This is a genomic window from Rhodococcus sp. 06-235-1A, assembly GCF_002258785.1.
Lineage (GTDB): Bacteria > Actinomycetota > Actinomycetes > Mycobacteriales > Mycobacteriaceae > Rhodococcoides.
In genome coordinates this window covers 486,627-510,882 of the sequence record NZ_NOYI01000009.1, presented here as the reverse complement: position 1 = coordinate 510,882, position 24,256 = coordinate 486,627, and the positions used below count along the sequence as shown (strand labels likewise).

The window sequence follows — 24,256 nt, the reverse complement described above, 5'->3', positions numbered from 1 at the left end:
TCCTCGACCAATACCTCGCCTCCAGTAACCGCCCCATCGAAGGCGGCGAACGCCCGCACCTGAACCTGCACATCGGCCTGCGCGATCTCACCGACCTCCGCGACAGTGCTGACAGTGCCGATGCCGACGACATCACCGACGACGAACCCTCGCGCGCAGCAACAGAATCCGACACCGACGGAGTAGATCCGGTCGACATCAATACCGGCGTACCGATTCACCCCGACACGGAAGAGTCGGACGCGGCGGATGAGCCCGGGGCCGGCAGAGCTGCGGGAGCGGCAGCCGATCGTGGCGCGTATCGCGACTTGTTCGGCGACGGCACTTCGGTCGGGTGGCTACCCTGGATGGGACCGCTCTCCCGCAACACTTCCCGCCAGTTGGCCTGCGATTGTGTCCTCACTGCCATCGTGATGGACGAGAACGGTAACCCGATCAACCTCGCCCGCACCGCACGCACCGTCACCGCCACACAACGCAAAGCCCTCACCGCCCGCGATCACGGCTGCGCCTTCCCCGGCTGCGGCAAACCCGCCGCCTGGACCGAAGGCCACCATCTGGCACTGGGCCGACGGCGGACCCACCGACATGAACAACCTCGTCCTGCTCTGCGGATTCCACCACCGACTCATTCACCACTCCGACTGGGAAGTGTTCATCGGCACCGATCAGCACCCGTGGTTCGTACCACCCGCAACAGTGGACCCGTACCGACAACCCCGACAATCGCATGCCCGAGCAGGCCCCCACATCGCATAACCAGCGCACCACACAAGCCCACAGACGACTCCAGCCCCGCACCGAGAACACGGTGCGGGGCCGGAAGAGGTTGTCGTGCAGCTATTTCAGCACGGATCCGTCAGCTCAATGCCGCCAGATTCGCAACCGACTTCTTGACATCGGTGTCGAGTGCCCGCGCAACCACCGACCCCACCGGACCGAACAGGACACCACCGCCGAACTTCGCGTCGAGCGTCAACTCCGAACCACCCTCGGCCTCACGCACATGCACCGTCAGCGAGATGCGCACTCCACCCTTACCGCGGCCGGACATCTCGATCAGCTTGGGCTCGTCGTACTCCGTGAAGGTCCAGTTGATCGTGTTCTTGAAGCCCTTCACCTTCACCAACGACTCCACCTCGGTGCCCTTGCCGACCTTCTTCGGCGGTGGGCTGCACCATCCACCGTGGATCGTCATCCACTCGTCGAACCGATCGAGTGCGGAAGCTTTGTCCCACGCACCCTGCGGATTCTCGGGCATCTGTACTGAGACACTGATCGTCGCCATGAGAAAAGAGCCTGTCACAACTCCCCCGCAAGTTCTGACGGCGGACGTTAACCTGAGACGATGGCCACGCTCGAGATCGAAGGTCGGAAGGTCTCCGTCACCAACCTCGACAAAGTGCTGTTCCCCGAAACAGGGACCACCAAGGGCAACATCATCGAGTACTACGTTGCCATCGCGCCTGCGATGCTTCCTCACCTCGTGGACCGCGCGGTGACCCGCAAGCGCTGGCCGAACGGCGTAGACCAGTCCTCGTTCTTCGAGAAGAACCTCGCAGCGTCGGCCCCCGACTGGCTCGACCGTCGTTCGATGCAGCATTCCGACCGCATCGTCACCTACCCACTGTTCTCCACCACAGCCGATCTGGCGTGGCTCGGCCAACAGGCGGCTATCGAAGCGCATGTCCCACAGTGGCGGTTCGACGGCAACGAGCCCGGCCCCGCCACCCGCATGGTCTTCGACCTCGATCCCGGTGACGACGTGGATCTCGCCCGATGCGCCGAAGTGGCCTGCGAGATAAGGGAGCTGATCGGCGACATCGGCATGACCGCATATCCGGTCACCAGCGGCAGCAAGGGAATTCACCTCTATGTCCCGCTGGAGAAGCCGCTGTCGACGTCGGGCGCGTCCACCGTCGCCAAACGTGTTGCCACCCTGCTCGAAGAGCGTTCGCCGGATCGGGTGACGGCAACGATGGCGAAGGCGAAGCGAACCGGCCGGGTGTTCGTGGACTGGAGCCAGAACAACGGCAAGAAGACCACTGTCGCCCCGTACTCGCTCCGCGGGCGAACACTCCCCACCGTCGCTGCACCGCGCACCTGGGACGAGCTGGAATCGTCCGGGCTGCAACAGCTTCGGTTCGAGGAGGTCCTCGAACGAGCACAGGACTTCGGCGATCTGTTGGCCGAGCTGGACCCCGCAATGGACTCGATACCCGAAAATGGCTCGACCACAGACAAACTCGACAAGTACCGCAGCATGCGGAGCGCCGACCGAACTCCCGAGCCCGTGCCGACAGCTGCCGAGCCGCACGGCAACGACGACACGTTCGTGATTCAGGAGCATCACGCTCGACGCCTGCACTACGACTTCCGTCTCGAACACGACGGCGTCCTGGTCTCGTGGGCCGTCCCCAAGAACATTCCGGACGATCCGAAACAGAACCGGCTGGCCGTACACACCGAGGACCATCCACTCGAGTACGCGACGTTCTCCGGGCGGATACCGAAGGGCGAGTACGGCGGCGGCGACGTCTCGATCTGGGACAGCGGAACCTACGAGCTCGAGAAGTGGCGCGACGACGAGGTCATCGTCGTCCTGCACGGATCGAAGGCGCGCGGCCGGTTCGCCTTGATTCGCACCAAAGGCAATCAGTGGCTCATGCATCTGATGAAGGACGCACCCGACAAACCCGAGCCCAAGAGCATCTCACCGATGCTCGCCACCGCGGGCGACGTTCTCGGCCTTTCGGACGAGGAATGGTCTTTCGAGGGCAAGTGGGACGGGTTCCGCATCGTCGCCGAATTCATGCACGGTTCGATGACTCTGCGCACGCGCAGCGGAAACGACTACACCGAGAAGTTCGGCGCACTGCAGGCTCTCGCGAACGACCTGGCCCAGCACGACGCCATCGTCGACGGGGAAGTCGTCGTGTTCGACGCCGGCGGCATCAGCAGCTTCGAGATGCTGCAGAACGCCACCCGCGACGACATCCGGTTCATCGCCTTCGATCTGCTGTACCTCGACGGCACCTCACTGCTACGCAAGAAGTACTCCGATCGACGGCGGCTGCTCGAGCTCCTCACCACCGGACTCGACTCGGTGCTGGTACCGCCACGGTTGACGGGCTCCGCCGAGGACGCTGTCGCCGAGAGCAGGGAACGCGGATGGGAAGGCATCGTCGCCAAACGCACCGACTCCGTCTATCAACCCGGCAAGCGCGCCCACACCTGGATCAAGCACAAGAACTGGCGAACACAGGAGATCGTCGTCGGTGGATGGCGTCGGGGACAGGGTCGCCGTTCCGGCGGATTCGGCTCCCTGCTCATGGGCATTCCCGACGGAAACCTGCTGCGCTACGTCGGGCGGGTCGGAACCGGGTTCGACGACCGAGCGCTCGATACGCTCGCTGCCCTCCTGGCCCCACTCGAGGCGTCGGACAGTCCCTTCTCGTCGGAACTGCCCGCGGCCGATCGGAAGGGGGCAGTGTGGGTCGAGCCTGTCCTCGTGGGCGAGGTGCGGTTCTACGAAGCGACCGAATCGGGTCATCTCCGGCATCCGAGTTGGCGCGGCCTGCGCCCGGACAAAGCACCGAAGGACGTCGCTCTCGAGTAGCGCTACGTGTGCGGGGCAGAGTATTTCGCTTCTTCCCAAGAAACCGGCACTTGGACCGTTCTTCTGTTGCCTTAGAATCGACGAGTGCGTACCGTTCGTCCCAACGTTGCCCGGGGGGAGCGTAACGAGTCACGCTTTGACAGCTATATCGATTTGCGGGCCGGCTTCATTGGGGCTTGCCGGATCATCGGAGCGCACGCGCTTTCGATTCAGGCACGGAGGGGATTACTTACATGCGGGTTCTCAAATTGGCAGGCGCTGCCACATTCACGGCAGCGGCCGTGTTGTGCTCATCGCTCGTCGGCGCAGGTCAGGCGGCGGCGGAGCCACTGATGCCGACCCCCATCGCGGACGGGTTCGGTGCACCGCCTGCGGATCTGGACGCCCTGCAACCGGGCGACGTGATCTCCAGCCGGCCCATGCCCCCGCCGCCCGGATTCTTCGATGTCGACGTGTGGCAGCTCAAGTTCCGCTCGACAGATTCGGCGGGTGATCCCATTGCGGCGCTCAATACCATCATGGTGCCACGCAACAAGGCTCCCAATGGCCCATTGCTTTCCTATCAACACATCATCAATGCACTCGGTCTCGAATGTGCACCTTCACAAGCCCTCTGGACCAACGACCCCAATTTGGCAATTCGTGAGGCACCGGCACTGAACGCTGTGCTGCAGCGCGGTTGGACTGTCGCCATCGCCGATCATCTCGGACCGAGAAGCGCCTACGGTGCCGCGAAGCTCGGCGGGCAGATCGTGCTCGACAGCATTCGCGCCACTCAGCGCTTCGCGCCCATCCAGGTTCAGCAGAGCCCGGTCGCCTTGGCCGGCTACTCCGGGGGCGGCATGGCCACGGCATGGGCGGCGGCATTGCAGAACGACTACGCACCCGAGCTGAACATCGTCGGCAGCGCGAACGGTGGCGCTCCGATGAACCTCGAGCGCATGGCCCGCGATCTCGGCTTCGCCCCGCACCCCATGTTCGGTCTGGCGTTCGCGGCCGCTCTCGGTATCGAACGCGAATACCCCACCCGTATCCCGATCAGCTCTCAGCTCAACCCGGTGGGTAAGCAGATCGCGGCCAAGATGCAGAACGGGTGCACCAACGACATCATCGCCGCGGGCGCAGGCAAGAGTGCCATGGAGGTCGCCGGCACGCTCGACCTGATCAACAGTCCGGAGATGATCGCCGCCGTCAACGAGAACAGCGTCGAGTTGTATCCCGGCGTGCCGAAGGCACCGTATTTCGAGTGGCACAGCCCCACCGATGCGTTGATCCCGGTCAGCGCCATCGACAACACGATCGCCCGATACTGCCGTGCCGGAGTGCTGGTGACCGAGGTGAAGGTGCCCAGCAACGATCACCTGACCGCTGCAGTACTCGGCCTGCCACAGGCCCTCGAATGGATCGACCAGCGATTCGCGGGTGTGCCGGCCACGTCCAACTGCTGATCCCTGTACCGACCCATGGCATGTGATTGAAGCTTTGATGGGTCGGTTAGGCTAACCTCGCTCAGTTCCTGCGCGAGGAGATCACATGAAGAAGTCTGTCCAGCTCGTCGCCGCCGGTGCCTCCGTTCTGGCACTGGCGGTCGGCTGTTCGTCCGACAACACCACGGCCACGTCCGGTGGCTCCGAGAGCGATGCCGGCTTCCCCGTCACCATCGAACATCGATTCGGTGAGACGGTCATCGACGCCGAGCCGAGCCGTGTGGTGACGATCGGGTTCAACGAGCAGGACTTCGCACTCGCGCTCGGGGTCAAGCCCGTGGCGACGCGCGGCAACCTGAGCTACGACTACCGGCAGCGTCCTTGGGCCCAGGAGGCGCTGGGAGGCACCGAGATTCCCGAGGTCGGCAGTACCGACCTGAACCTCGAACAGATCGCGGCGCAGGCCCCCGATCTGATCCTCGGCCCGTACTCCTTCATCGACCAGGGCCAGTACGACACGCTTTCGGGAATGGCCCCGACGATCGCCGACATCGGCGGATACGACAACGTGCCCGCGGCGACATGGCAACAGGAGTTCGCAGTCGTCGGCGAAGCACTGGGCAAGAAGCAGGAAGCTCAGGACCGGACGGCCACGCTCGAACAGAAGTTCGCCACCACCGAGGCCGAGAATCCTCAGTTCACCGGCAAGTCACTGTCACTCGCATTCGTCATGGACGACGGTAGCTACCTGCTGCTCGGCAAGGACGACATCCGCGCCCTGTTCTTCACCGACCTCGGCTTCGAGATTCCGGACGCATCCGAGACCATCAGCCCCGAGAACCTCGACCGACTCGACACCGATGTCCTCGTCATCGCCGGCCAGAGCCGTGAGCAGCTCGAAGCGAACCCGATCATCGCCGCCCTCGACGTCGTCGAGCAGGATCGAACCGTCTACATCGGCTCGTTCAGCACCGATCTGCCGTCGGCCCTGGGATATTCGAGCCCACTCTCCCTGGACTACGCAATCGACGGATTCACCCCGATGCTCGCCGCGGCGACCGACGACGACCCGTCCACGGTGGTCCCCTCTCCCTGACGGCTTCTGTCCGACTGAGAGAACTGCGTCCGATGCAGCTCCTCGTAGCGGCCTCCCGCCGCGAGGAGCTCGTCGTGCGTGCCCCGCTCGGCGACTCGCCCGTCCTCGATCACCAGGATCACATCGGCAGCCCTGATGGTCGAGAGCCGGTGCGCGATCACCACCGACGTCTTGCCCTCCAACGCCTCGGCCAGCGCTGCCTGCACCGCGGCCTCGGACGTCGAATCCAGTGAGGCCGTGGCCTCGTCGAGGATGACCACCCGTGGCTGCGCGATCAGCAATCGCGCGATCGTCAGGCGCTGACGCTCACCACCGGAGAGCCGATACCCACGCTCGCCGACGACGGTGTCCAGGCCATCGGGTAGGGATCGCACGAGATCAGCGAGCCTGGCCCGCGACAACGCATCCCACAGCTCGTCGTCGGTGGCCTCGGGCCGGGGCAGCAGCAGATTGGACCGAATGCTCTCGTGGAACAGGTGCCCGTCCTGGGTCACCATTCCCACTGTCCCGCGGACGGATTCGGCCGTCAGATCCCGCACGTCGACGCCGCCGAGACGCACCGCACCACCGTCGACGTCGTACAGTCTCGCGATCAACTGCGCGATGGTGGACTTGCCCGCACCGGATGACCCGACGAGCGCGACCATCTGGCCGGGTTCGGCGCGGAACGACACACCGTGCAGAACCTGCTCTCCTCCACGTGAATCCAGGGTGGCGACCTCCTCGAGCGAGGCGAGCGAGACCTTGTCCGCCGAGGGATATGCGAACCGAACATCGTCCAACTCGACGGCCACCGACCCCGGCGGCAGTGCCTTCGCGTCGGGCTTGTCGGCGATCAACGGAACGAGATCGAGAACCTCGAAGACCCGCTCGAAACTGACGAGCGCGCTCATGATCTCCACCCTGGCGCTCGCCAGCGCAGTCAACGGGGAGTACAGCCGCGCCAGCAGCAGCGACAGTGCCACAACCGAACCCGGGTCGAGCGTCCCCCGCAGGGCATAGAAGCCGCCCAGTCCGTACACCACGGCCAGAGCCAGAGCCGAGACAAGAGTCAGCGCCGTCACGAACACCGTCTGCACCATGGCACTACGCACCCCGATGTCGCGGACACGCCTGGCTCGCACCGCGAATTCGACCGATTCCTGCTCGGGATGACCGAACAGCTTCACCAACGTTGCGCCCGGAGCCGAGAACCGCTCGGTCATCTGGGTGCTCATCGCCGAATTGTGCGCTGCCGCTTCGCGTTGCAACCGCGCCAGGCGTCGACCCATCCGTCGAGCAGGCAGCACGAACACCGGCAGCAGAATCAGTGCCAGAAGCGTGATCTGCCACGATATTCCGATCATCACCACCAGCGTCAGCACCAACGTCACCAGGTTGCTGACGACACCGGACAGCGTGGTGCTGAATGCGCGCTGCGCTCCGATGACATCGTTGTTGAGCCGACTCACCAGCGCACCGGTACGGGTCCGCGTGAAGAACGCGATCGGCATCCGTTGCACGTGATCGAACACCGCGGTCCGCAGATCCAGGATCAAGCTTTCGCCGATGTTCGCCGAAAGCCACCGGTTGACCAACCCGACCACCGCGTCCACCAGAGCGATTGCCGCGATCGCCAGTGCCAGCTGGACCACCACGCGCAGCTCGCGTCCGTCGACTATCGCGTTGACCACTCGCCCGGCCAACACCGGAGTGGCCACGGCGAGTACGGCCAGAGCCACGCTGAGCACCAGGAATCCACCGAGTGCCCGGCGATGCGGTGCCGCGAACGTCAGGATCCGGCGTGCCGTCACCTTCGAGAACGACGACTGAGTGTCCGGCCTGTTCATCGTGCGATACATCTGGTTCCAGGCGGTCATCTCCATGCTCATGTCATCACGGTAGAACCTCGACATAGGTCGAGGTCAAGCGCGGCTCCTTCGACCGGCATCGGGTACTCCGTTCTCATGCCGCCGCTGTTTCCTGCGCCGGCTCCAGAGCCAGTGCCAGGATGTCCGCGACGTCTGTCATCGGACGGACGTCCAACGCCTCCAGCACTTCTGCCGGGACATCGTCCAGGTCCGGTTCGTTGCGTGCCGGAATGAACACAGTCGTCAGCCCAGCGCGTTGCGCGGCAAGCAGCTTCTGCTTCACCCCACCGATCGGCAACACCCGACCGTTCAGCGTCACCTCACCGGTCATGCCGACATCCGAACGCACCGGCCGGCCGGTGGCCATCGACACCAGCGCCGTCACCATGGTCACGCCGGCCGACGGGCCGTCCTTGGGCACCGCGCCTGCAGGAACGTGAACGTGGATGCTGCGATCGAGGGACTCCGGAGTGACGCCGAATCGTGCTGCGTGCGAGCGCACATAGGACAGCGCGATCTGTGCGGACTCCTTCATCACGTCACCGAGCTGGCCGGTGAGAGTGAGACCGGCATCGCCGTCCGTCGAGGCGGCCTCGATGAACAGAACATCGCCGCCGAGGCCGGTGACCGCCAAACCGGTGGCCACACCAGGCACTTCGGTGCGCTCGTGAGCCTCGGGAGTGAAGCGCGGACGGCCGAGGTAGGTCACGAGGTCCGACTCGTCGATAGACAGCACATCGGTGGTACCGGCCAGCTTGGTCGCCACCTTGCGTAGTGCCTTGGCCAGCAAGCGTTCGAGCTGCCGCACTCCGGGCTCGCGGGTGTAGTCTGCCGCGATCTTGCGCAGCGCAGCGTCGGTCACCGTCACTTCCTCGGATGTCACTGCAGCCCTGTCCATCTGACGGGGAAGCAAGTAATTGCGAGCGATGACGACCTTGTCGTCCTCGGTGTATCCGTCGATGGTCACCAGCTCCATGCGGTCGAGCAACGGGCCGGGAATCTGGTCGATCACATTGGCCGTGGCGAGGAACACCACGTCGGACAGGTCGAGATCGAGATCGAGGTAGTGGTCACGGAACGTGTGGTTCTGTGCCGGGTCCAGCACCTCGAGCAGTGCGGCGCTGGGGTCGCCGCGATAGTCCGAGCCGACCTTGTCGATTTCGTCCAGCAGCACAACGGGATTCATCGATCCTGCCTCACCGATGGCTCGCACGATCCGACCCGGCAGCGCGCCGACGTACGTGCGACGGTGCCCGCGGATCTCCGCCTCGTCGCGGACGCCTCCGAGGGCGACGCGCACGAAGGTGCGACCGAGCGCGCGTGCCACCGACTCGCCGAGAGATGTCTTGCCCACTCCGGGCGGACCGGCGAGCACCATGACGGCACCGGATCCGCGTCCGCCGACCGAGTGCATGCCCCGCTCGGAGCGTCGCGCACGAACGGCCAGGTACTCGACGATTCGATCCTTCACGTCATCGAGTCCATGGTGATCGGCATCGAGAACCGCACGAGCAGAATCGATGTCGGTGTTGTCGGTGGTGGTGTTGTTCCACGGCAGATCGAGCACGGTGTCGAGCCATGTGCGGATCCAGCCCGATTCCGGACTCTGATCGCTTGCCCGCTCCAGCTTGCCCACCTCACGGAGCGCTTGTTCTCGCACTTTCTCCGGCAGGTCCGCCGCCTCGACGCGGCCGCGGTAGTCGTCGGCACCGTCGGGCTCGTCCTCACCGAGTTCCTTGCGGATGGCCGCCAGCTGCTGACGGAGCAGGAACTCCTTCTGAGTCTTCTCCATGCCCTCGCGGACATCTCCGGAGATCTTGTCGTTGACCTCGACCTCGGCGAGATGGGCCTTGGTCCACTCGATGAGCGACGTCAGACGTGTTGCCACGTCGGGTGTTTCGAGAAGGTCGCGCTTCTGCACATCGGTCAGGTACGACGCATACCCCGCGGTATCGGCGATCGCGCCCGGGTCGGTGAGCTTGTTGACCGAGTCGATCACCTGCCACGCGTCGCGGCGTTGCAGCATCGCCACCACGAGCTGTTTGTACTCGGCAGCAAGAGCTTTGAGGCCATCGTCGACGGTCTCGTCGGACACCGGCTCGGCTTCCACCCACAGAGCGGCACCGGGACCGCTGACACCGTGGCCGATGTGCGCGCGGCGCGTGGCCTTGATGACCGCGGCCGGTCGCCCGTCCGCCAGGCGTCCCATCTGCACGATCGTGGCAAGCACGCCGTAGGCGGCGTAGCGGTCTTCGAGACGCGGCGCGACGAGCAACGTGCCTCCGTCGCTCGCCTGAGCGGCGTCGACGGCGGCACGGGATGCCTCGTCGAGTTCGACGGGCACCACCATTCCGGGTAGGACGATCGGGTCGGTCAGAAACAGCACGGGGACACGAACGATTTCGGTCACTTCTCCTCCAAAAGATTGAGCTATCTGGGCTCAACTTCGAAAGCAGTAGTGATGTTCCCGCGAATTTCGCTGTTCTCCGTGGGCAGAACTCGCTACGCCGATTCGGCGTGGGCCTCGCGGGCGCGCTCGACCTCGTCCATGTGCTCCTCGGCCCACGCCTTGATCCGAACCATCAGGTGCCGCAGTGACGTACCGAGTTCGGTCAGCGCGTAGTCGACCCGCACCGGAACATCGGCCGTCACCGTTCTCGTCACGAGTCCGTCTCGTTCGAGGCTTCGCAGCGATTGCGTGAGCATCTTCTGGCTCGCGCTGGGAATCCGTCGAGAGAGCTCGGAGTACCGCAACGAACCGTCGGTCAGGGCGACGATGATCAACGCCACCCACTTGTCACTGATCCGTCCCAACAGTTTCTGACTCGGGCAGGCGGCTACGAACGCGTCGTACTCGACCTTCGCCTCCGCACGTCGTGCCGCTGCGGTTGCCGTTGCCATATCGAACCTCCACGAGGGTTACGCACTTTCGGGTGCCTACTTCCCAATGGAGAGTGCCACCGACAGGATCGATCTGCAACCGCTCGGCCAGCAACAGCATCGATCATCGAAAGGACGCGAACACCATGCGCGCAGTAGTGACGGACGGCAAGGACGAACTGCAGTTCTCCGATCAGCACGTGCCCGAGCCGAAGCCCGGTGAGGTACGAATATCGGTGGCCGCGGCGGGTGTGAACCCGGTAGACGTGGCAACCCGAAACGGACTGCTGCACGCGGGTGTGGTCCCCGCAGGCACCGCGGTCGGCCTCGGGTGGGACGTATCCGGAATCATCGACGCCGTAGGTACAGACGTCTCCTCGCCGACAGTGGGAACGCGAGTCGTGGGTCTGCGCGCCGACCCGACGACGTCACTTGGCACATATGCCGAATTCGTCGTGCTTCCGGTCGATGCCGTCGCACCGGTTCCGGACGGCATCGCAACCATCGACGCAGCATCGATCCCGTTGAACATCCTCACCGCCGACCAGGCCCTCGACCTCGCCGGCCCGGTCGGGACCCTTCTCGTGACGGGAGCTGCGGGCGGCGTCGGAGGATTCGCCGTTGCGCTGGCAGCAGATCGAGGATGGACGGTGACAGCCCTCGCGCGCGAGAGCGACCGTGAGTTCGTGTTGCGTGCCGGCGCGACATCGGTCGTGAGCAGCATCGCCGACGCGCATCCCGTCGACGCGGTCCTCGATACCGCGGCCCTAGGAAGCGCTGCGCTGGCCGCAGTCCACGACAACGGTAACTACGTCGGTGTGCTGCCGCCTGCGGTACCCGACGGCGAACGAGGTATCGCGACGACAGCAGTCTCCGTCCGACATGACGGTACGAGGTTGACCCAGCTACTCGAACTGGTGGTCAGCGGCGCGATCGAGGTGCGCGTCGCGGGCACCCTTGCGCTGGAACACGCCCGCACAGCGCAGGACGAGGCGTCGGCCCAGGGGGTGCGCGGGCGGTGGCTGCTCACCCCCTGATCGAGTCCTAGCTCAGAGCGCTGACCAGCTTCTCCGCCAGCGGACGCGTCGAGGCCGGGTTCTGTCCGGTGTACAGATTCCGGTCGACGACGACGTTCGGTGCCCACGCGTCGGTCGAGTCGAACTTCGCGCCGTTCTCGCGCAGTCGGGTCTCGAGCAACCACGGGGCCTTGTCGGCGAGACCGGCCTGGGTCTCCTCCTCGTCGGTGAATCCGGTGAGCTCGTAGCCGTCGAACGCCCAGGTTCCATCCGCGCGAACGGCAGGGAGCAGGGCGGCAGGCGCGTGGCACACCGCGGAGACGACCTTGTTCGCGTCGAGGAACTCGACCACCAGAGCGCCGAAGCTCTCGGACACGGCGAGGTCTTCCATCGGGCCGTGACCACCGGGGACGAACACGACGTCGAAGTCGGACGCCTTCTGGTCCTCGAGCACTGCGGGCGAGGACAGGATCGACTCGATCGAGGCGAGGTAGCTCTTCTGATCCGCAACCTTCTGCTCGTCACCGCCGTTGGCGTCGACCGCCAGGCTGCCCTGGTCGACGACCGGTGCCTTGCCACCGGGCGTCGCCACCGTGATGTCCCACCCGGCGTCGACGAATGTGCGGTGAGATTCGACGAGCTCTTCGGCCCAGTACCCGGTGGGGTGCTTGCTTCCGTCGTTCAATGTCCAGTGGTCGGCAGCGGTTACCGCGAACAGCAATGTAGTCATGGTGGATACATGCCACGGAGACCCATGATCGAAACCGAACCGACGTCAGGTCGCTACCGGACCGAATCCGCGATAGGGAGAGAGCGGAATCAGCGTGAACTCGGACAACCCGGACGACGCCATCGGCAGTGCGTCGATCGTCGACTGGGCGACGGACGCGTTCTCTGCCTCGACGACGAAAGCGGCACCCGCCACGTCCCCGCGGAGCCAGATTTGGCGCACGACGCCGTCCGCGTAGAGCGCCCGAACCGCCTCGGTCTCCTCGGGCAGCACAGCCGCGAAATCCTCGTCCGAGAACTGCTCGACGCGGCGGCGACTCATCACCAGGAACTGCATCGTTTCCCCCCGTGTTCGACTCTCTCGATGATATGCGAATCGCTACTCGCCCATCGAACCGATCACCACGACGGCGTCCGATGTCTCCGATTCGCAGATACGGCCGACCAATCCGGCGTCGACGACGGCCCGCAGCGTCGAATTCATCAGCAGGGCACTGGTTTCGATGAGTAGACATCCTCCCGGGGCCAGCCACTCTTCGGCTCCTGCGGCAACCCGCCGATGGAGGCGAACGCCGTCCGCACCGCCGTCGAGCGCGATGTGCGGCTCGTGGTCGCGCGCCTCTCTCGGCATCAGCCCGATATCCCCTGTCGGGACGTAGGGTGCGTTGACGACTATCGCGTCGAACCTGCCGTGCAGCTCCGGCGGCAGCGCGTCGTACAGATCGCCGCAATGTACGCGACCGACCGGCACCGTGCCCCCGACGTCGGCGAGGTTTCTCGAGGCACACTCCCCTGCCACTGAGTCGATATCGGCGGCGTGCAATTCGGTGACACCCGGGACCGACAGGCCTATCGCTCCGGAACCGCAACACAGGTCCAGTAGCGTCGAAGGATGCAGTGCCGCAGTACATTCGACCAGGAACTCGGTGCGGCGTCGCGGTACGAACACTCCCGGTGCGACAGCGATGCGTCGACCACAGAACCACACCCACCCGACGACGTGTTCGAGCGGTTCACCAGCGATACGACGCCCCAGCATCTCCGTCAGCTCGTCCGAGTTCGGGGCCGACTCGACGAGGATCTCGGCTTCCTCCTCGGCGAACACGCACCCGGCACCGCGCAGCGAGGACACCACCTCGTCGTACTCGAGTTCCGCCATGGACGGTGCCTCCCGGAATGCTGTGCGTCCAGCTGCCCCCGCTGAAATACTGTAGCCCGGTATGTCGCACGAGAGGGGTCCGATGAACTGGGAAACCACGATCCGTCGGATGTGCCTGGCGCTGCCCGAGACGTACGAGGAGCAGGCGTGGGTCGGTACGCGCTGGAGGGTACGCGGGCGCACCTTCGCCCATGTACTCGAGATCGTCGGCGGCACTCCGCCCGCGTTCGCGAAGGCGGCGGGGACCGACGGCCCGGCCCACGTTCTCATCTTCCGTTCCAGCGGAACAGAGCTCGACGCGCTGTCCTCGCGGGCCGGCTTCTTCGCCCCCGGTTGGGGTCCCGAGATCCTCGGCATGACGCTGGCCGCCTCGGTGGACCGCGTCGAACTCGGCGAGCTGATCACCGAGAGTTACTGCACCAGGGCACCGAAGAAACTGGTCGCGCTTCTCGATCCACCCGAGTGAATCTCGTTTGACCCGGCCTTGCGTCGAAGGACAGAGTGGACGTATGCATGCGCCCGAGAACCTGCTGGCCGACTGCGGCAGTTGTTTCGGACTCTGTTGCGTCGCTCTGCCCTTCGCGAGGTCGTCGGATTTCGCTGTCGACAAGGCGGCAGGTGAGCCGTGCCGCAACCTCCTGGAGGACTCGCGGTGCGGCATTCACTCGACGCTGCGGAAGAAGGGTTTTCCGGGGTGCACGGTGTACGACTGCTTCGGTGCGGGCCAGAAGGTGTCTCGGTCGATGTTCGAGGGACGGGATTGGCGACAGCAGCCATCGAACTCGTCGGAGATGTTCGCGGTGTTCCCGATCATGCGCGACGTGCACGAGTTGCTCTGGTATCTGGCGGATGCGCGTGACAGGACATCGACTGCGCCCCTGCACAACCGGATCGACCGTGAGTACGACGAACTGGACGCGCTCACCTCGGCAACTCCCGAGATCGTGATGTCGGTCGATGTGTCCGCGCTGCGAGCACGGGTCAACGACGTACTGCTGGACGCAAGTGACCTGGTACGCGCCGACGTTGCGGGCAAGAAGAAGAACTATCGCGGGCGGGACATGATCGGCGCGAAGCTCGCCGGTGCCGATCTGCGCGGCGCGAGCCTGCGCGGCACGTATCTCATCGGAGCCGACCTTCGAGGGGCCGACCTGCGGCTGGCCGACGTGATCGGCGCAGACCTCCGGGGTGCCGACCTGCGAGGGGCGGACCTGCGGGGGAGCATCTTCGCGACCCAGTTCCAGATCAACGCGGCACGTGGTGATCGAGCAACACAGCTACCCGAATCCTTGACGCGTCCGAGTCACTGGGCCTGACCTTCAGCCGAGCGATCGACCGGTCTCCTCCAACGCGGCCTGGACGACGGCCAATGACTTCGGGCCGACTCCGTGCAACTTCTTCAGCTCGGCCGCGGGTACATCTGCGAGATCGTCCAGGCACAGGTAGCCCGCCGCACGGAAAGCTCGGGACGCAGGATTTCCGGTGCCTTTCGGAAAGTCCGGATGTTCACCGGTTTCTGTTCTGCTCACGGGCGCATCTTAAAACAGACCGGTAGCCTGACGCCGTGCCCGAAACCAAGCAGAGACGCGTTGTCATCACCGGAGCGAACACCGGTATCGGCTACTTCACCGCCCTGGAGTTCGTCGGGCGCGGCGACCACGTGACGCTCGCGTGCCGTAACCAGGACAAAGCCGAGTCCGCAGCAGCCAAGATTCGTGCGGAAGCACCGAACGGCACCGTCGACACGGCCACCCTGAACCTCGCCGACCTGGCGTCGGTACGTGAGTACGCCGCGTCGGCCCCCGAGTCGATCGACATTCTGATCAACAATGCCGGCGTGATGATGCCCGCGTCGCGGACCGAGACCGCGGACGGGTTCGAGCTGCAGCTCGGCACCAATCACCTCGGCCACTTCGCGCTGACCGGCCTGCTGTTCCCCAAGCTCGCCGACGACGCGAAGATCACCACGATCGCTTCCGTCGCACATCGGCAGCGCCCCAAGCTCGACTTCGACAATCTCCAGCTCGAGCGTGGCTACAGCGCTCAGCGCGGGTACGCGAACTCCAAGCTGGCGAACATCTTGTTCGCGTTGGAATTGCAGCGTCGGATCGACAAGGCCGGATCGAAGATCACCAGCAATGCCGCACACCCCGGTATCTCGTCGACCGAGCTCTATTCGAGCCCGGATGGCTTGGGCAGCAACAAGATCCTGGCGGCACTGGCACCCATCGGACTGAAGTTCGTCTCCCAATCGGCCCGTGCCGGAGCGCTTCCGACGATCTATGCTGTCGACGTCGCAGGCGGCGGCACCTACAGCGGCCCCACATCCCTCTTCGAGTCACGCGGCAAGCCGGGCCCGGCGTCGATGACACGCATGGCACAGGATCCCGCGCTCGCAGCGAAACTGTGGGACGTCAGCGAGAAGCTCACCGGAGTCGGCTACCCGTTGTGACTCTTCGGCCGCGCGCTCACCGTGCTGGGTCGGGCAGCGGGAGTCCGCGCTCGGCCATGACGGTGCGCACGCGGTCGGGGTAGTCGGTGATCAGGCCGTCGACGCCCAGGTCCATCAAGGCACGCATCGTGTCGGGGTCGTCGACGGTCCACGGGATCACCCGGATTCCGCGTTCATGGGCCGAATCGACCATTGCCCGATTGACGAAGAGCTCGAAGTCCGGGTCGCCGACCTTGCCGCTCTGCGGGCTTCCCTGCACCGGCGAGTAGGCCGAGGCTCCGAACGAATCGATGGCGGCGATCGCATCTCCACCGAAATCATCGATGTCGATTCCGCCGAGCCAAGGCGAAGAGCCCTCTTGGCCCACCTGCAAGAAGTCACCGTTGGTCAGCGCCACCACCGGTACCTCCGGTTCGGCGTCTCGGACCAGCTTCAGAGCGCCCCAGTCGAAGCTCTGCACCGTGATCCGGTCCAGCATGCCTGCTTCCCGGATCGTTTCGAGCACTGTGTCGACGAACTGCTCGCGAGGAGCGGTCTCGGTGGGGCTGCCTGCCTCGACCTTCGTTTCCACGTTCAGCTTCACGTCCGGAGCGTCGACCGATTTCACCAGCTCCAGCACCTCGGTGAGCGTCGGTATGCGAGCACCTGGCACGCGCTGCTGCTCCGGGTAGTCCGCGAGAGTCAGCGCCCCGCAGTCCAGCGTGCGAATCTGCGCGAGAGTCAGTGTGTTCACGAACTTCCCGACGTACGGAAACTCCGGATCTCCCGGTGTGAGCGCACCGGAATCGACGCATTTCTTGTCGGAAACCTTGCGGTCGTGGGTGACGACCGCGATGCCGTCCTCGGTGATCTGGGTGTCCAATTCGAGCGTGTTCACTCCCAGTTGCAGTGCGTTGGTGAACGATTCGATCGTACTCTCGGTGACCAAGCCCAGGCCACCGCGATGCGCCTGGAGGTCGAACGAATCGAGCTGCGCAGCAGCACCTTCCGGCAAAGCCGGGTCTGCGGTCGATTCGGTTCCGCACCCCGCCAGAGCCACAGCGGCCATGCATATAAGGGAAAAGTACCGACCGTATCGCATGCTCGGCGAAACTACGCGAGGCCGGTGTCCACAGAGTTCCCTCGCAGTGAACTCCCGGCACCGCGGAGGTAGACGGCGACCGGGAGACTGAGCGCTGCAACGCCGTTCGATGCTCGGCGGGCGAACACCGCATCGGCCACCAGGCCCTCACAGAGCGAGACCAGCCCGTCTCCGTGAGCGGGATCGTCGAACAGCTCTCTGGCCCGTTCGAGCGAGAAGAGCGAGTGAGCCAACACGTCTCGAACATCCTGCGCAACAGTAGGATCGAGCATCAACGCGTAGCGAGCACGCAACTCCGCCATGCGATGCGTGAGCGCATCGTGGAGATACTGCCCGACCACCGTGGCGACATCGGTCTCGTTGTCGGCAATGTCCACGAACGAGTTGTGCGACAACTCGACCAGCCTGGTGGCCACCGCCGCCAGTAGATCGGCCTTGGTGCGGAAGTAATAGGACGTGGATCCGGCCGGATACTCGAGCGCCGAATCGATCGCACGATGAGTCAACGCGCGCAGGCCGTCTCGAGCAACGACGGTGAGGGCGGCGTCGGCAATGGCGGTTCGGCGATCCATGGCAGTGAGCCTACACACGGACTCTACAAATGTAGAGTCCGTCGGCGTACGGTTCGTTTCATGAGACCTGCCGCACCGCGACACACCTTCGATACCGACTTCGCCCTCGACCACGCCCAGGCCGCAGCCGCGGAGGCGTTGTCGACAACCGGCACGAAGGGCGTTTACCTGTGGGGGCCCGTCGGCCGCGGCAAGACCTGGCTGCTCGACACCTATTTCGACAATGTCGGCATCTCGGCGAAGAAGCGCGTGCACTTCCACAGCTTCTTCCGCGACCTGCACGCGGCGTACTTTCGCCACAGGTTCTCGATCGACGCTGCCATCGACGACATCCTCACGACGAACTCCACTCCCGCAGCCCTGCTGTGCTTCGACGAATTCCACGTCCACGACATCGGCGACGCCCGCCTCATCACACGCATGCTCGACGCCCTCTTCGCCCGCGGTGTCGTCCTGGTCGTCACCTCGAACTACGCGCCCGACGGTCTGCTGCCGAATCCGCTGTTCCACCCGACATTCGTGCCGACGATCGAGAAGCTGAAGAAGAACCTCGACGTGATCTGCGTCGACGGTCCCGTCGATTACCGTGCCGCCGGTACCAGTGGATCTCGATTCGCGTCGGGGACGTGGAGTCTGCACCCTGCGCGGCGCGGGCACACGTTTGCCGAGCTGTGCTGCGCCGCTCGTTCGACGGGTGACTACCTTCGGATGGTCGAGGCAGCAACGACTCTGACGATCGCAGACATTCCCGCTCTTGCGAGTGTGAACGAATTCGCTGCTCAGCGCTTCGCCAATCTCGTGGATGTCCTGTACGACCAGGACGTGCGTGCCGACTTTCACGCATCGGTCCCGCTGCACGAATTCGCCGTCGGGTGTGCCGGTCTCGACACCGACCGATTGATGAGCCGACTCAGCGAGCTGGGCTCGCCGTCACGCGAGCGCGCGACGCACAGCGTCGACGCCGCCGGCGCGTAGCAGTTCTTCGCCGTGCGCGAGGAGGACCACCTCGTTGGCATCGAGCGCCAGCCCGCGGCACGCCAGCCCCGCCCGTTCCCAGAGCAGAACCAGTTCGAGAATCAGGCGCGCGAGGGTGGCGTCGGGATTGCGGCGGATGCTCCACGACCAAGTGCTGACTCGGATGCCTGCGTCGCGGGCGAGCGATTCACCCAGCCGGGCGCCCGTCGTCAACGGGTAGGGGTCGTCGATGACCGGGACGAAGGCGGAGGCGAGCAACCGAGCAGCAATGTCTCTGCGATCCTGCCGAAGCAACGCCAGTACTTCGACCGACGGCACGCTGTCTGTCTTGGACACAGTGGCAGCCTAGGCGCGGTCGATGAGCTCGAAGCTATTTCGCCACGAGTGGTTTGGTCATCACAGTTTCCTGCTCGTGCGGAGCCAACGGGTAGGGAACCGTCTGACCGGTCGCGCTGAACCCCCTGCGCCGATAGAAAGCCTGGGCACGTTCGTTGTGCTCGTGCACCTCCAACGTCAGCTGGTCATCCCCTCGTTCACCTGCCCATCTCTCGATTTCGAGCAGAAGGGCATCCGCCAGACCTTCGCCGCGCAGCAGGGGCGTGACGTAGACGCCCAGCAGAAATGTCCTACCGTCCTCGACCCGTGCCCGCATGATGCCGACCCACCGACCCGCGTCGTCCACTGCGGCGAAGCCACACGACAACTCGGAATTCGCGGCGGTGGCTCTCCGTCGCCAGTCGTCGTCCGACTGCTGGGACGCAGCATCCAGAGTTTCGACGAAGGCCTTCGGTGAATCTGCCAGCATCTCGAGCCGGAGATCACGGAACGACCGCCAGGACTCACCGTCGACGGGAACGATACGAAACGCCATGAAGTCGATGGTAGGGAATCCGCCGCGACCATTCGGGTGCACCGCTCCACCTGTGCGAGGGGCACCTGGCCCCTGAAATTAAGGGAGACACCCACTACTGACGGCGGTCGGGGGCGACAGCAGCAGCGGGTGTCTCAGACTCTATTCGCCGCCCCTCGCCGGGTGGATGGGTATCGGATGGGAAATTCTTTCGAAGTTTTTTCCGCCACCCAGTAATAGCCTGTGACCATGGCATTCACAGCGGCGAACCACTACGACTTCAGCGGCGACGACATCACCGGAACCGTCGACGCCCATCGATCTGCCGGCGTCTGGGCGGCGCAGCTCGTTCTCAGCGGGGAGACGTTGGAATCCACCGACGTCACCCGATCCGATCTGGGGTTCGAGGTGCGGACCGTCGTGAAGACTCTCTCGGACGGCGACCGGACCCACCTACTGGTGGTGCTGCCCCGCGTCACCATCGACAACGGTGACACGCAGCCGGCGACCTTCACCTCGTACGCAGTGCTGTACACCGTGCACGACGGATCCACCGATCAGCACGGCGTTGCCGAGTCCTACGACATGCGTGCACTCAGCGGAACTGCATCGCTCGTTCGGTAATCGGTCGAGGAACAGTGCGCGAGCAACAACGGTTGCACGGCATAGTCGAGTCTGTGCACCACGCTCGGACCAGCCCAGACAGATATCCGGGAGCACACATGATCCAGGTCCTCACCCCTCGTGAAGTTCCACTGGGCGGCCCTCGCGCCATGAAGGTTCGTCGCACCCTGCCCCACAAGGACCGATCCCTCATCGGCGCATGGTGCTTCGCCGATCACTACGGCCCGGAGCGCTCACGCATGGATGTCGCACCGCACCCGCACACCGGATTGCAGACGGTCAGTTGGCTGTTCTCCGGCGAGATCGAGCACCGCGACAGTGTGGGTTCGCACGCCATGGTCCGGCCGGGCGAACTGAACTTGATGACGGCCGGGCAGGGCATCAGTCACTCCGAAGTCTCCACACCGGAGACCGACATCCTGCACGGCATGCAATTGTGGGTCGCGCTTCCGGCCGTATCTCGTTTCGTGGCTCCGGCATTCGAGCACTATGTGCCAGAACCGATCACTGCACCCGGACTGTCCGCCCGGGTCTTCCTCGGCACTGCGCTCGGCGAGACCTCGCCGGTGTCGACGTATACACCGCTGCTCGGGGCAGAGATGGTTCTCGACGCCGGCGCGCGGGTCACGCTCGAGGTCGATCCGACGTTCGAGCACGGGATCATCGTCGACCGAGGATCGGTGACTTTGGCCGACGCCGATCTGGGCCCTGCCGAACTCGGTTATGTCGAACACGGTGAACACGAGCTGCACCTGCACAATTCGACGCAGGAGCCGGTTCGGTTCCTGCTGCTGGGCGGTCCACCGTTCGGCGAGCAGATCGTGATGTGGTGGAACTTCGTCGGCCGCAGTCACGAAGACGTCGTCGAGTATCGAGCAGCCTACGAGGCCGAGAACGGCCAGTTCGGCACCGTCGAGGGCTATCCCGGGCCGCGTCTCCATGCGCCCGAACTTCCGAACGCCCGCATGAAACCTCGCGGCTGATCACCGAGCACGGCCGTCAGAACAGCGTCGCGATCTCCGGCTCCGAGGACTGCGGTGCAGCGCTCCCAGCCGGCTTGGTCTCGGCCGGCTTGGTCTCGGCCGGCTTGGATCCGGCGTTCGCACCCGCAGCTGCGATGGCCCGGGCAGCTTCGCCTGCCAAGGCGTCGGCTGCTTCGTTGAAGTGATTGCCGACATGTCCGCGGACCCATCGGAACCGGACGGGCCCTTCACGGTCGGTGATTGCCCGCTCGATGTTCTGCACGAGCTCGAGATTGCGTACCGGAGTGCCACTCGCAGTCTTCCAGCCCTTGCGCTTCCAGCCGGCGAGCCACTCGGACGCACACTTGATTGCGTACTGAGAATCGGACTCGATCAACAGCGGCTCGGGGCCGGGGTGGGCCAGAACTGCCTCGAGCAGGGCACGGAGCTCGGCTACCTGGTTGGTGCCCGAGGGCTCACCGCCGGAGCTGCTCGGCCCCGTGTGATTGACCCACGCCCACCCGATTGCTCCGCCGGGGTTACGCAGACACGAGCCGTCCGTACTCACGATGATCACGGTCTCAGACCCTACGTCGGGCCACCGACAAACTCCGGGTGACTCGCTCGAGAACATCGGGGTACTTGCAGATCCAGTACTCGGTACTGCGGATGGATCTCGCCGAACCGGGTCACGACGTCCTGGTACCCGTGGATCTTCTGCCGTCGACGGTGAGCAGTACGAACGCTACCGCTGCCAGCGCCGCGATCAACGCCGAGAACACCACCCCCGCAGTCACCAGACCCCACTCTGTCGCCGCAGCCCCTGCGCCGATCACCGGCACCGAAATCGCAACGTACAGAACCACGAAGAAGGTGGAGGTCACCTCGGCACGACGGTGCGGCGGAAGCTCCGCCCCTATCGCGGACATACCGTTGCTGAACGTCACGCCCTGCCCGATTCCGCAGAGCAGCGCCGCGCACACCAACACGATGAAAGACGTCAGCAGCAACGACGCGGCAAGCAGCGCCAGACCGAACACCAACACCAGGCAGCCCCAGCGCTGAGCCGATGCCGGATCGGCTGCGCGCAGCGCGATCTGGGCTGTCGCGGACGCGGCGAAGACGGCGAACACCACCACACCCGTGACGGCGTGATTGTCGATCCCCAGCACACCGGCGATGAATCCCGGTGAGACGGCGGTGAACAACCCCAGTACCGCGAACCCGGCGAACCCACCGACCGCAGCGCGCAAGAACGTACCGCGCACCTCCACCGGAACCGACAGTCGCTGCACGTGCGGACGCGCACCAGCAGCGACCCGGACGGTCTCGGGCGCGAAGTACACCGCGGCCGCAGCCACGAGAAGCAGCGCGATGTCGACGAAGAACGTCAGCCGCAAGGGCTGCGGCAGGTATTCCACCAACAGACCTGCCACCAGCGGTCCGAGACCCAGACCTCCGATATTGGCGGCAGTGGCGATCGCCGGAGCCCGGTCACGCCACGTGTCAGGAACCAGTTCGAGCAGGGTCACAGTGGCGGTACCCACGAAGATCCCGGCCGAGATACCGGACAGCACGCGCCCGATCACCAAGGCCGCCAGTGAGTCCGCGGTCACGAACACCACAGCACTGACGAGACCGAAAGCGATGGCCGCCAGCAACATCGGACGCCGACCGAGCGAATCGGACCAGCGACCGAAGGCCAACAGTGCGCCGAGCACGCCCACGGCGTACGCGGCGAACACCAACGTGACCACGAATACGGAGAACCCGAATTCGACCTCGTACAACGCGTAGAGAGGCGTCGGCATCGTCGTACCCATCATCGCGACGACGAACGCGAATGCGACCCCGACGAACGATGCTGCACTCGATCGAGTCACGGTTGTCCTCCTTGTGCGGGTGCACGATATTTCCCGGCGACTCCGCCGAAGGTGTTGACTGGGCTCTGCCAGAGATACACCGTCGACACTGGCCCTGACAGTCCGGGAGGTGACGAACCGCAATGTCCGACGCCACCGAGTCGAGCGGAACCGTACGCCTCGTCACGTCCGAGACGCGGCTCGACGTGCGAATGTCGCTGTCGCCGTTGCGTCGGGGTCGCGGCGATCCCACCTACGAGTCGACGCCGGACGGCGGAATCTGGCGCACGTCGAGGATGAGCTCGGGTCCGGTGACCTACCGTCTGGCCCAGACCTCGCCGACCAGCGTCCAGGCCCGGGCATGGGGTCCCGGCGCACCCGAACTGTTGGACGCGGTGCCCGCGCTGCTCGGCCGCGACGACGACGCCGGCACGTTCGCACCGGAGCACCCGATTCTGCGGGAAGCGCATCGGCAGCTGCCACACCTACGTCTGGGCCGAACCGGATTGGTACTCGAGGCGTTGATACCGGCGATCATCGAACAACGCGTACACGGCATTTCGGCGTTCGGTTCGTGGCGTTATCTGGTGAGCAAGTTCGGCGACCCGGCACCGGGGCCCACTCCCAAGCCGATGTTCGTGTTCCCGACGCCCGACGTGTGGCGGCACATCCCGTCCTGGGACTACCACCGCGCCAACGTCGACCCGGCCCGGTCGAAGACGATCGTCCGTGCCGCGCGGGCAGCCGGGCGCCTCGAGGAAGCGTCGACGATGACACCGGAGGATGCGCAGCGCAGACTGCGGGCGATACCGGGTGTCGGTGTCTGGACTGCGGCGGAAACCGCACAGCGAGCCCTGGGGGATCCCGACGCGTTGTCGGTGGGCGATTATCACTTGGCGGCCGTGGTGGGCTGGTCGCTGCTGGGGAGGCCCATCGACGACGCCGAGATGGTCGAGTATCTGCAGCCCCTGGCACCGCATCGGCATCGCGCAGTTCGCCTGCTGTACCTGAGCGGGAAGGCGACCAAGCCGAAGTTCGGTCCGCGAACCGCTCTGGTGGATCACACGTGGCATTGAGCGCTCGACTGCTCGTACAGTCGAGT

At 64.9% G+C, this 24,256-nt stretch carries 25 protein-coding genes and 1 pseudogene; 12 read left to right on the top strand and 14 right to left on the bottom strand.

Annotation, left to right across the window (positions count from 1 at the left end):
• Positions 1 to 759, top strand: a pseudogene (locus tag CH275_RS30335) (HNH endonuclease signature motif containing protein); the annotation flags it as partial.
• Positions 760 to 859: 100 nt separating this feature from the next.
• Here CH275_RS30335 and CH275_RS09285 read toward each other — a convergent pair.
• The gene (locus CH275_RS09285) at positions 860 to 1,288 is read right to left on the bottom strand and encodes a type II toxin-antitoxin system Rv0910 family toxin (RefSeq protein ID WP_032396781.1); all 429 of its coding nucleotides are present in this window, start codon (positions 1,286 to 1,288) and stop codon (positions 860 to 862) included.
• Positions 1,289 to 1,348: 60 nt separating this feature from the next.
• Between CH275_RS09285 and CH275_RS09280 the strand changes: the two genes are divergently transcribed.
• The 3 genes from CH275_RS09280 to CH275_RS09270 all read left to right on the top strand — a co-directional run bounded on the left by CH275_RS09280 (position 1,349) and on the right by CH275_RS09270 (position 6,142).
• Entirely contained in the window at positions 1,349 to 3,619 is a 2,271-nt protein-coding gene (locus CH275_RS09280) for an ATP-dependent DNA ligase (RefSeq protein ID WP_094677227.1), read from the top strand.
• A gap of 233 nt (positions 3,620 to 3,852) precedes the next feature.
• A complete protein-coding gene (locus tag CH275_RS09275) occupies positions 3,853 to 5,067 on the top strand; it encodes a lipase family protein (RefSeq protein WP_094677225.1) in 1,215 nt (404 codons plus the stop codon).
• 85 nt (positions 5,068 to 5,152) lie between these two features.
• A complete protein-coding gene (locus CH275_RS09270; RefSeq protein ID WP_094677223.1) occupies positions 5,153 to 6,142 on the top strand; it encodes an ABC transporter substrate-binding protein in 990 nt (329 codons plus the stop codon).
• On the opposite strand, the gene CH275_RS09265 is transcribed toward CH275_RS09270, so the two are convergent.
• The 3 genes from CH275_RS09265 to CH275_RS09255 form a co-directional block, all read right to left on the bottom strand.
• On the bottom strand, positions 6,064 to 8,013 hold the full coding sequence (locus CH275_RS09265; protein ID WP_094677411.1) for an ABC transporter ATP-binding protein: 1,950 nt from the start codon (positions 8,011 to 8,013) through the stop codon (positions 6,064 to 6,066). The genes CH275_RS09270 and CH275_RS09265 overlap by 79 nt on opposite strands.
• A 73-nt stretch (positions 8,014 to 8,086) precedes the next feature.
• Positions 8,087 to 10,402: an endopeptidase La gene (gene lon / locus CH275_RS09260; RefSeq protein ID WP_094677221.1), complete on the bottom strand. Its 2,316-nt coding sequence runs from the start codon at positions 10,400 to 10,402 to the stop codon at positions 8,087 to 8,089.
• Between the two features lie 92 nt (positions 10,403 to 10,494).
• A complete protein-coding gene (locus CH275_RS09255; protein ID WP_094677219.1) occupies positions 10,495 to 10,893 on the bottom strand; it encodes a winged helix-turn-helix transcriptional regulator in 399 nt (132 codons plus the stop codon).
• A 125-nt stretch (positions 10,894 to 11,018) separates the two neighbouring features.
• Between CH275_RS09255 and CH275_RS09250 the strand changes: the two genes are divergently transcribed.
• Positions 11,019 to 11,909 carry an NADP-dependent oxidoreductase gene (locus tag CH275_RS09250; RefSeq protein ID WP_094677409.1) on the top strand — a complete coding sequence of 297 codons (891 nt, stop codon included), beginning with the start codon at positions 11,019 to 11,021 and terminating at the stop codon, positions 11,907 to 11,909.
• Positions 11,910 to 11,916: 7 nt separating this feature from the next.
• Here CH275_RS09250 and CH275_RS09245 read toward each other — a convergent pair whose 3' ends face one another.
• Genes CH275_RS09245 through CH275_RS09235 form a run of 3 tightly spaced genes read right to left on the bottom strand, consistent with a single transcriptional unit; the run spans position 11,917 to position 13,776 of the window.
• Entirely contained in the window at positions 11,917 to 12,618 is a 702-nt protein-coding gene (locus tag CH275_RS09245) for a type 1 glutamine amidotransferase domain-containing protein (RefSeq protein ID WP_094677217.1), read from the bottom strand.
• A gap of 45 nt (positions 12,619 to 12,663) precedes the next feature.
• Positions 12,664 to 12,954, bottom strand: coding sequence for a hypothetical protein (locus CH275_RS09240; RefSeq protein WP_094677215.1), 291 nt, complete (start codon positions 12,952 to 12,954; stop codon positions 12,664 to 12,666).
• Positions 12,955 to 12,996: 42 nt separating this feature from the next.
• Positions 12,997 to 13,776, bottom strand: coding sequence for a putative protein N(5)-glutamine methyltransferase (locus CH275_RS09235; RefSeq protein WP_094677213.1), 780 nt, complete (start codon positions 13,774 to 13,776; stop codon positions 12,997 to 12,999).
• A gap of 61 nt (positions 13,777 to 13,837) precedes the next feature.
• Here CH275_RS09235 and CH275_RS09230 point away from each other — a divergent pair, with 61 nt between their 5' ends.
• Positions 13,838 to 14,242: an MmcQ/YjbR family DNA-binding protein gene (locus tag CH275_RS09230; RefSeq protein ID WP_094677211.1), complete on the top strand. Its 405-nt coding sequence runs from the start codon at positions 13,838 to 13,840 to the stop codon at positions 14,240 to 14,242.
• Positions 14,243 to 14,285: 43 nt separating this feature from the next.
• Entirely contained in the window at positions 14,286 to 15,092 is an 807-nt protein-coding gene (locus tag CH275_RS09225; RefSeq protein ID WP_094677209.1) for a pentapeptide repeat-containing protein, read from the top strand.
• A gap of 3 nt (positions 15,093 to 15,095) precedes the next feature.
• Here CH275_RS09225 and CH275_RS09220 read toward each other — a convergent pair whose 3' ends face one another.
• Positions 15,096 to 15,305, bottom strand: a complete 210-nt coding sequence (locus tag CH275_RS09220; protein ID WP_094677207.1) for a DNA-binding protein — start codon at positions 15,303 to 15,305, stop codon at positions 15,096 to 15,098.
• A 35-nt stretch (positions 15,306 to 15,340) separates the two neighbouring features.
• Between CH275_RS09220 and CH275_RS09215 the strand changes: the two genes are divergently transcribed.
• Positions 15,341 to 16,228: an oxidoreductase gene (locus tag CH275_RS09215; RefSeq protein WP_094677205.1), complete on the top strand. Its 888-nt coding sequence runs from the start codon at positions 15,341 to 15,343 to the stop codon at positions 16,226 to 16,228.
• 16 nt (positions 16,229 to 16,244) lie between these two features.
• On the opposite strand, the gene CH275_RS09210 is transcribed toward CH275_RS09215, so the two are convergent.
• Complete coding sequence (locus CH275_RS09210; protein WP_179276054.1) at positions 16,245 to 17,276, bottom strand: glycerophosphodiester phosphodiesterase family protein; 1,032 nt, start codon at positions 17,274 to 17,276, stop codon at positions 16,245 to 16,247.
• 44 nt (positions 17,277 to 17,320) lie between these two features.
• The gene (locus CH275_RS09205; RefSeq protein WP_094677201.1) at positions 17,321 to 17,881 is read right to left on the bottom strand and encodes a TetR/AcrR family transcriptional regulator; all 561 of its coding nucleotides are present in this window, start codon (positions 17,879 to 17,881) and stop codon (positions 17,321 to 17,323) included.
• Between the two features lie 60 nt (positions 17,882 to 17,941).
• Here CH275_RS09205 and zapE point away from each other — a divergent pair, with 60 nt between their 5' ends.
• Positions 17,942 to 18,856, top strand: coding sequence for a cell division protein ZapE (gene zapE, locus CH275_RS09200; protein WP_094677199.1), 915 nt, complete (start codon positions 17,942 to 17,944; stop codon positions 18,854 to 18,856).
• Here zapE and CH275_RS09195 read toward each other — a convergent pair.
• Entirely contained in the window at positions 18,812 to 19,192 is a 381-nt protein-coding gene (locus CH275_RS09195) for a hypothetical protein (RefSeq protein WP_094677197.1), read from the bottom strand. The two genes, zapE and CH275_RS09195, sit on opposite strands and share 45 nt — an antisense overlap.
• Positions 19,193 to 19,226: 34 nt before the next feature.
• Positions 19,227 to 19,727, bottom strand: coding sequence for a GNAT family N-acetyltransferase (locus tag CH275_RS09190; protein WP_094677195.1), 501 nt, complete (start codon positions 19,725 to 19,727; stop codon positions 19,227 to 19,229).
• Positions 19,728 to 19,955: 228 nt separating this feature from the next.
• Between CH275_RS09190 and CH275_RS09185 the strand changes: the two genes are divergently transcribed.
• A complete protein-coding gene (locus tag CH275_RS09185; RefSeq protein ID WP_094677193.1) occupies positions 19,956 to 20,330 on the top strand; it encodes a hypothetical protein in 375 nt (124 codons plus the stop codon).
• Positions 20,331 to 20,428: 98 nt separating this feature from the next.
• Positions 20,429 to 21,313: a pirin family protein gene (locus tag CH275_RS09180; protein WP_094677191.1), complete on the top strand. Its 885-nt coding sequence runs from the start codon at positions 20,429 to 20,431 to the stop codon at positions 21,311 to 21,313.
• Between the two features lie 16 nt (positions 21,314 to 21,329).
• On the opposite strand, the gene CH275_RS09175 is transcribed toward CH275_RS09180, so the two are convergent.
• Together CH275_RS09175 and CH275_RS09170 are read right to left on the bottom strand one after the other, a co-directional pair.
• A complete protein-coding gene (locus CH275_RS09175; protein ID WP_094677189.1) occupies positions 21,330 to 21,869 on the bottom strand; it encodes a ribonuclease H family protein in 540 nt (179 codons plus the stop codon).
• A 112-nt stretch (positions 21,870 to 21,981) separates the two neighbouring features.
• Complete coding sequence (locus CH275_RS09170; protein WP_094677187.1) at positions 21,982 to 23,175, bottom strand: MFS transporter; 1,194 nt, start codon at positions 23,173 to 23,175, stop codon at positions 21,982 to 21,984.
• A 122-nt stretch (positions 23,176 to 23,297) separates the two neighbouring features.
• Here CH275_RS09170 and CH275_RS09165 point away from each other — a divergent pair, with 122 nt between their 5' ends.
• Positions 23,298 to 24,230, top strand: coding sequence for a DNA-3-methyladenine glycosylase family protein (locus tag CH275_RS09165; RefSeq protein ID WP_094677185.1), 933 nt, complete (start codon positions 23,298 to 23,300; stop codon positions 24,228 to 24,230).
• Positions 24,231 to 24,256 lie beyond the last annotated feature (26 nt).

Excerpts from the sequence above, each read along its gene's own strand:
- CH275_RS09285 (WP_032396781.1), bottom strand. The coding sequence starts at position 1,288 with ATGGCGACGATCAGTGTCTCAGTACAGATGCCCGAGAATCCGCAGGGT.
- CH275_RS09280 (WP_094677227.1), top strand. The coding sequence starts at position 1,349 with ATGGCCACGCTCGAGATCGAAGGTCGGAAGGTCTCCGTCACCAACCTC.
- CH275_RS09275 (WP_094677225.1), top strand. The coding sequence starts at position 3,853 with ATGCGGGTTCTCAAATTGGCAGGCGCTGCCACATTCACGGCAGCGGCC.
- CH275_RS09270 (WP_094677223.1), top strand. The coding sequence starts at position 5,153 with ATGAAGAAGTCTGTCCAGCTCGTCGCCGCCGGTGCCTCCGTTCTGGCA.
- CH275_RS09265 (WP_094677411.1), bottom strand. The coding sequence starts at position 8,013 with ATGAGCATGGAGATGACCGCCTGGAACCAGATGTATCGCACGATGAAC.
- CH275_RS09255 (WP_094677219.1), bottom strand. The coding sequence starts at position 10,893 with ATGGCAACGGCAACCGCAGCGGCACGACGTGCGGAGGCGAAGGTCGAG.
- CH275_RS09250 (WP_094677409.1), top strand. The coding sequence starts at position 11,019 with ATGCGCGCAGTAGTGACGGACGGCAAGGACGAACTGCAGTTCTCCGAT.
- CH275_RS09245 (WP_094677217.1), bottom strand. The coding sequence starts at position 12,618 with ATGACTACATTGCTGTTCGCGGTAACCGCTGCCGACCACTGGACATTG.
- CH275_RS09240 (WP_094677215.1), bottom strand. The coding sequence starts at position 12,954 with ATGCAGTTCCTGGTGATGAGTCGCCGCCGCGTCGAGCAGTTCTCGGAC.
- CH275_RS09235 (WP_094677213.1), bottom strand. The coding sequence starts at position 13,776 with ATGGCGGAACTCGAGTACGACGAGGTGGTGTCCTCGCTGCGCGGTGCC.
- CH275_RS09230 (WP_094677211.1), top strand. The coding sequence starts at position 13,838 with ATGTCGCACGAGAGGGGTCCGATGAACTGGGAAACCACGATCCGTCGG.
- CH275_RS09225 (WP_094677209.1), top strand. The coding sequence starts at position 14,286 with ATGCATGCGCCCGAGAACCTGCTGGCCGACTGCGGCAGTTGTTTCGGA.
- CH275_RS09210 (WP_179276054.1), bottom strand. The coding sequence starts at position 17,276 with ATGGCCGCTGTGGCTCTGGCGGGGTGCGGAACCGAATCGACCGCAGAC.
- CH275_RS09205 (WP_094677201.1), bottom strand. The coding sequence starts at position 17,881 with ATGGATCGCCGAACCGCCATTGCCGACGCCGCCCTCACCGTCGTTGCT.
- zapE (WP_094677199.1), top strand. The coding sequence starts at position 17,942 with ATGAGACCTGCCGCACCGCGACACACCTTCGATACCGACTTCGCCCTC.
- CH275_RS09190 (WP_094677195.1), bottom strand. The coding sequence starts at position 19,727 with ATGGCGTTTCGTATCGTTCCCGTCGACGGTGAGTCCTGGCGGTCGTTC.
- CH275_RS09185 (WP_094677193.1), top strand. The coding sequence starts at position 19,956 with ATGGCATTCACAGCGGCGAACCACTACGACTTCAGCGGCGACGACATC.
- CH275_RS09180 (WP_094677191.1), top strand. The coding sequence starts at position 20,429 with ATGATCCAGGTCCTCACCCCTCGTGAAGTTCCACTGGGCGGCCCTCGC.
- CH275_RS09165 (WP_094677185.1), top strand. The coding sequence starts at position 23,298 with ATGTCCGACGCCACCGAGTCGAGCGGAACCGTACGCCTCGTCACGTCC.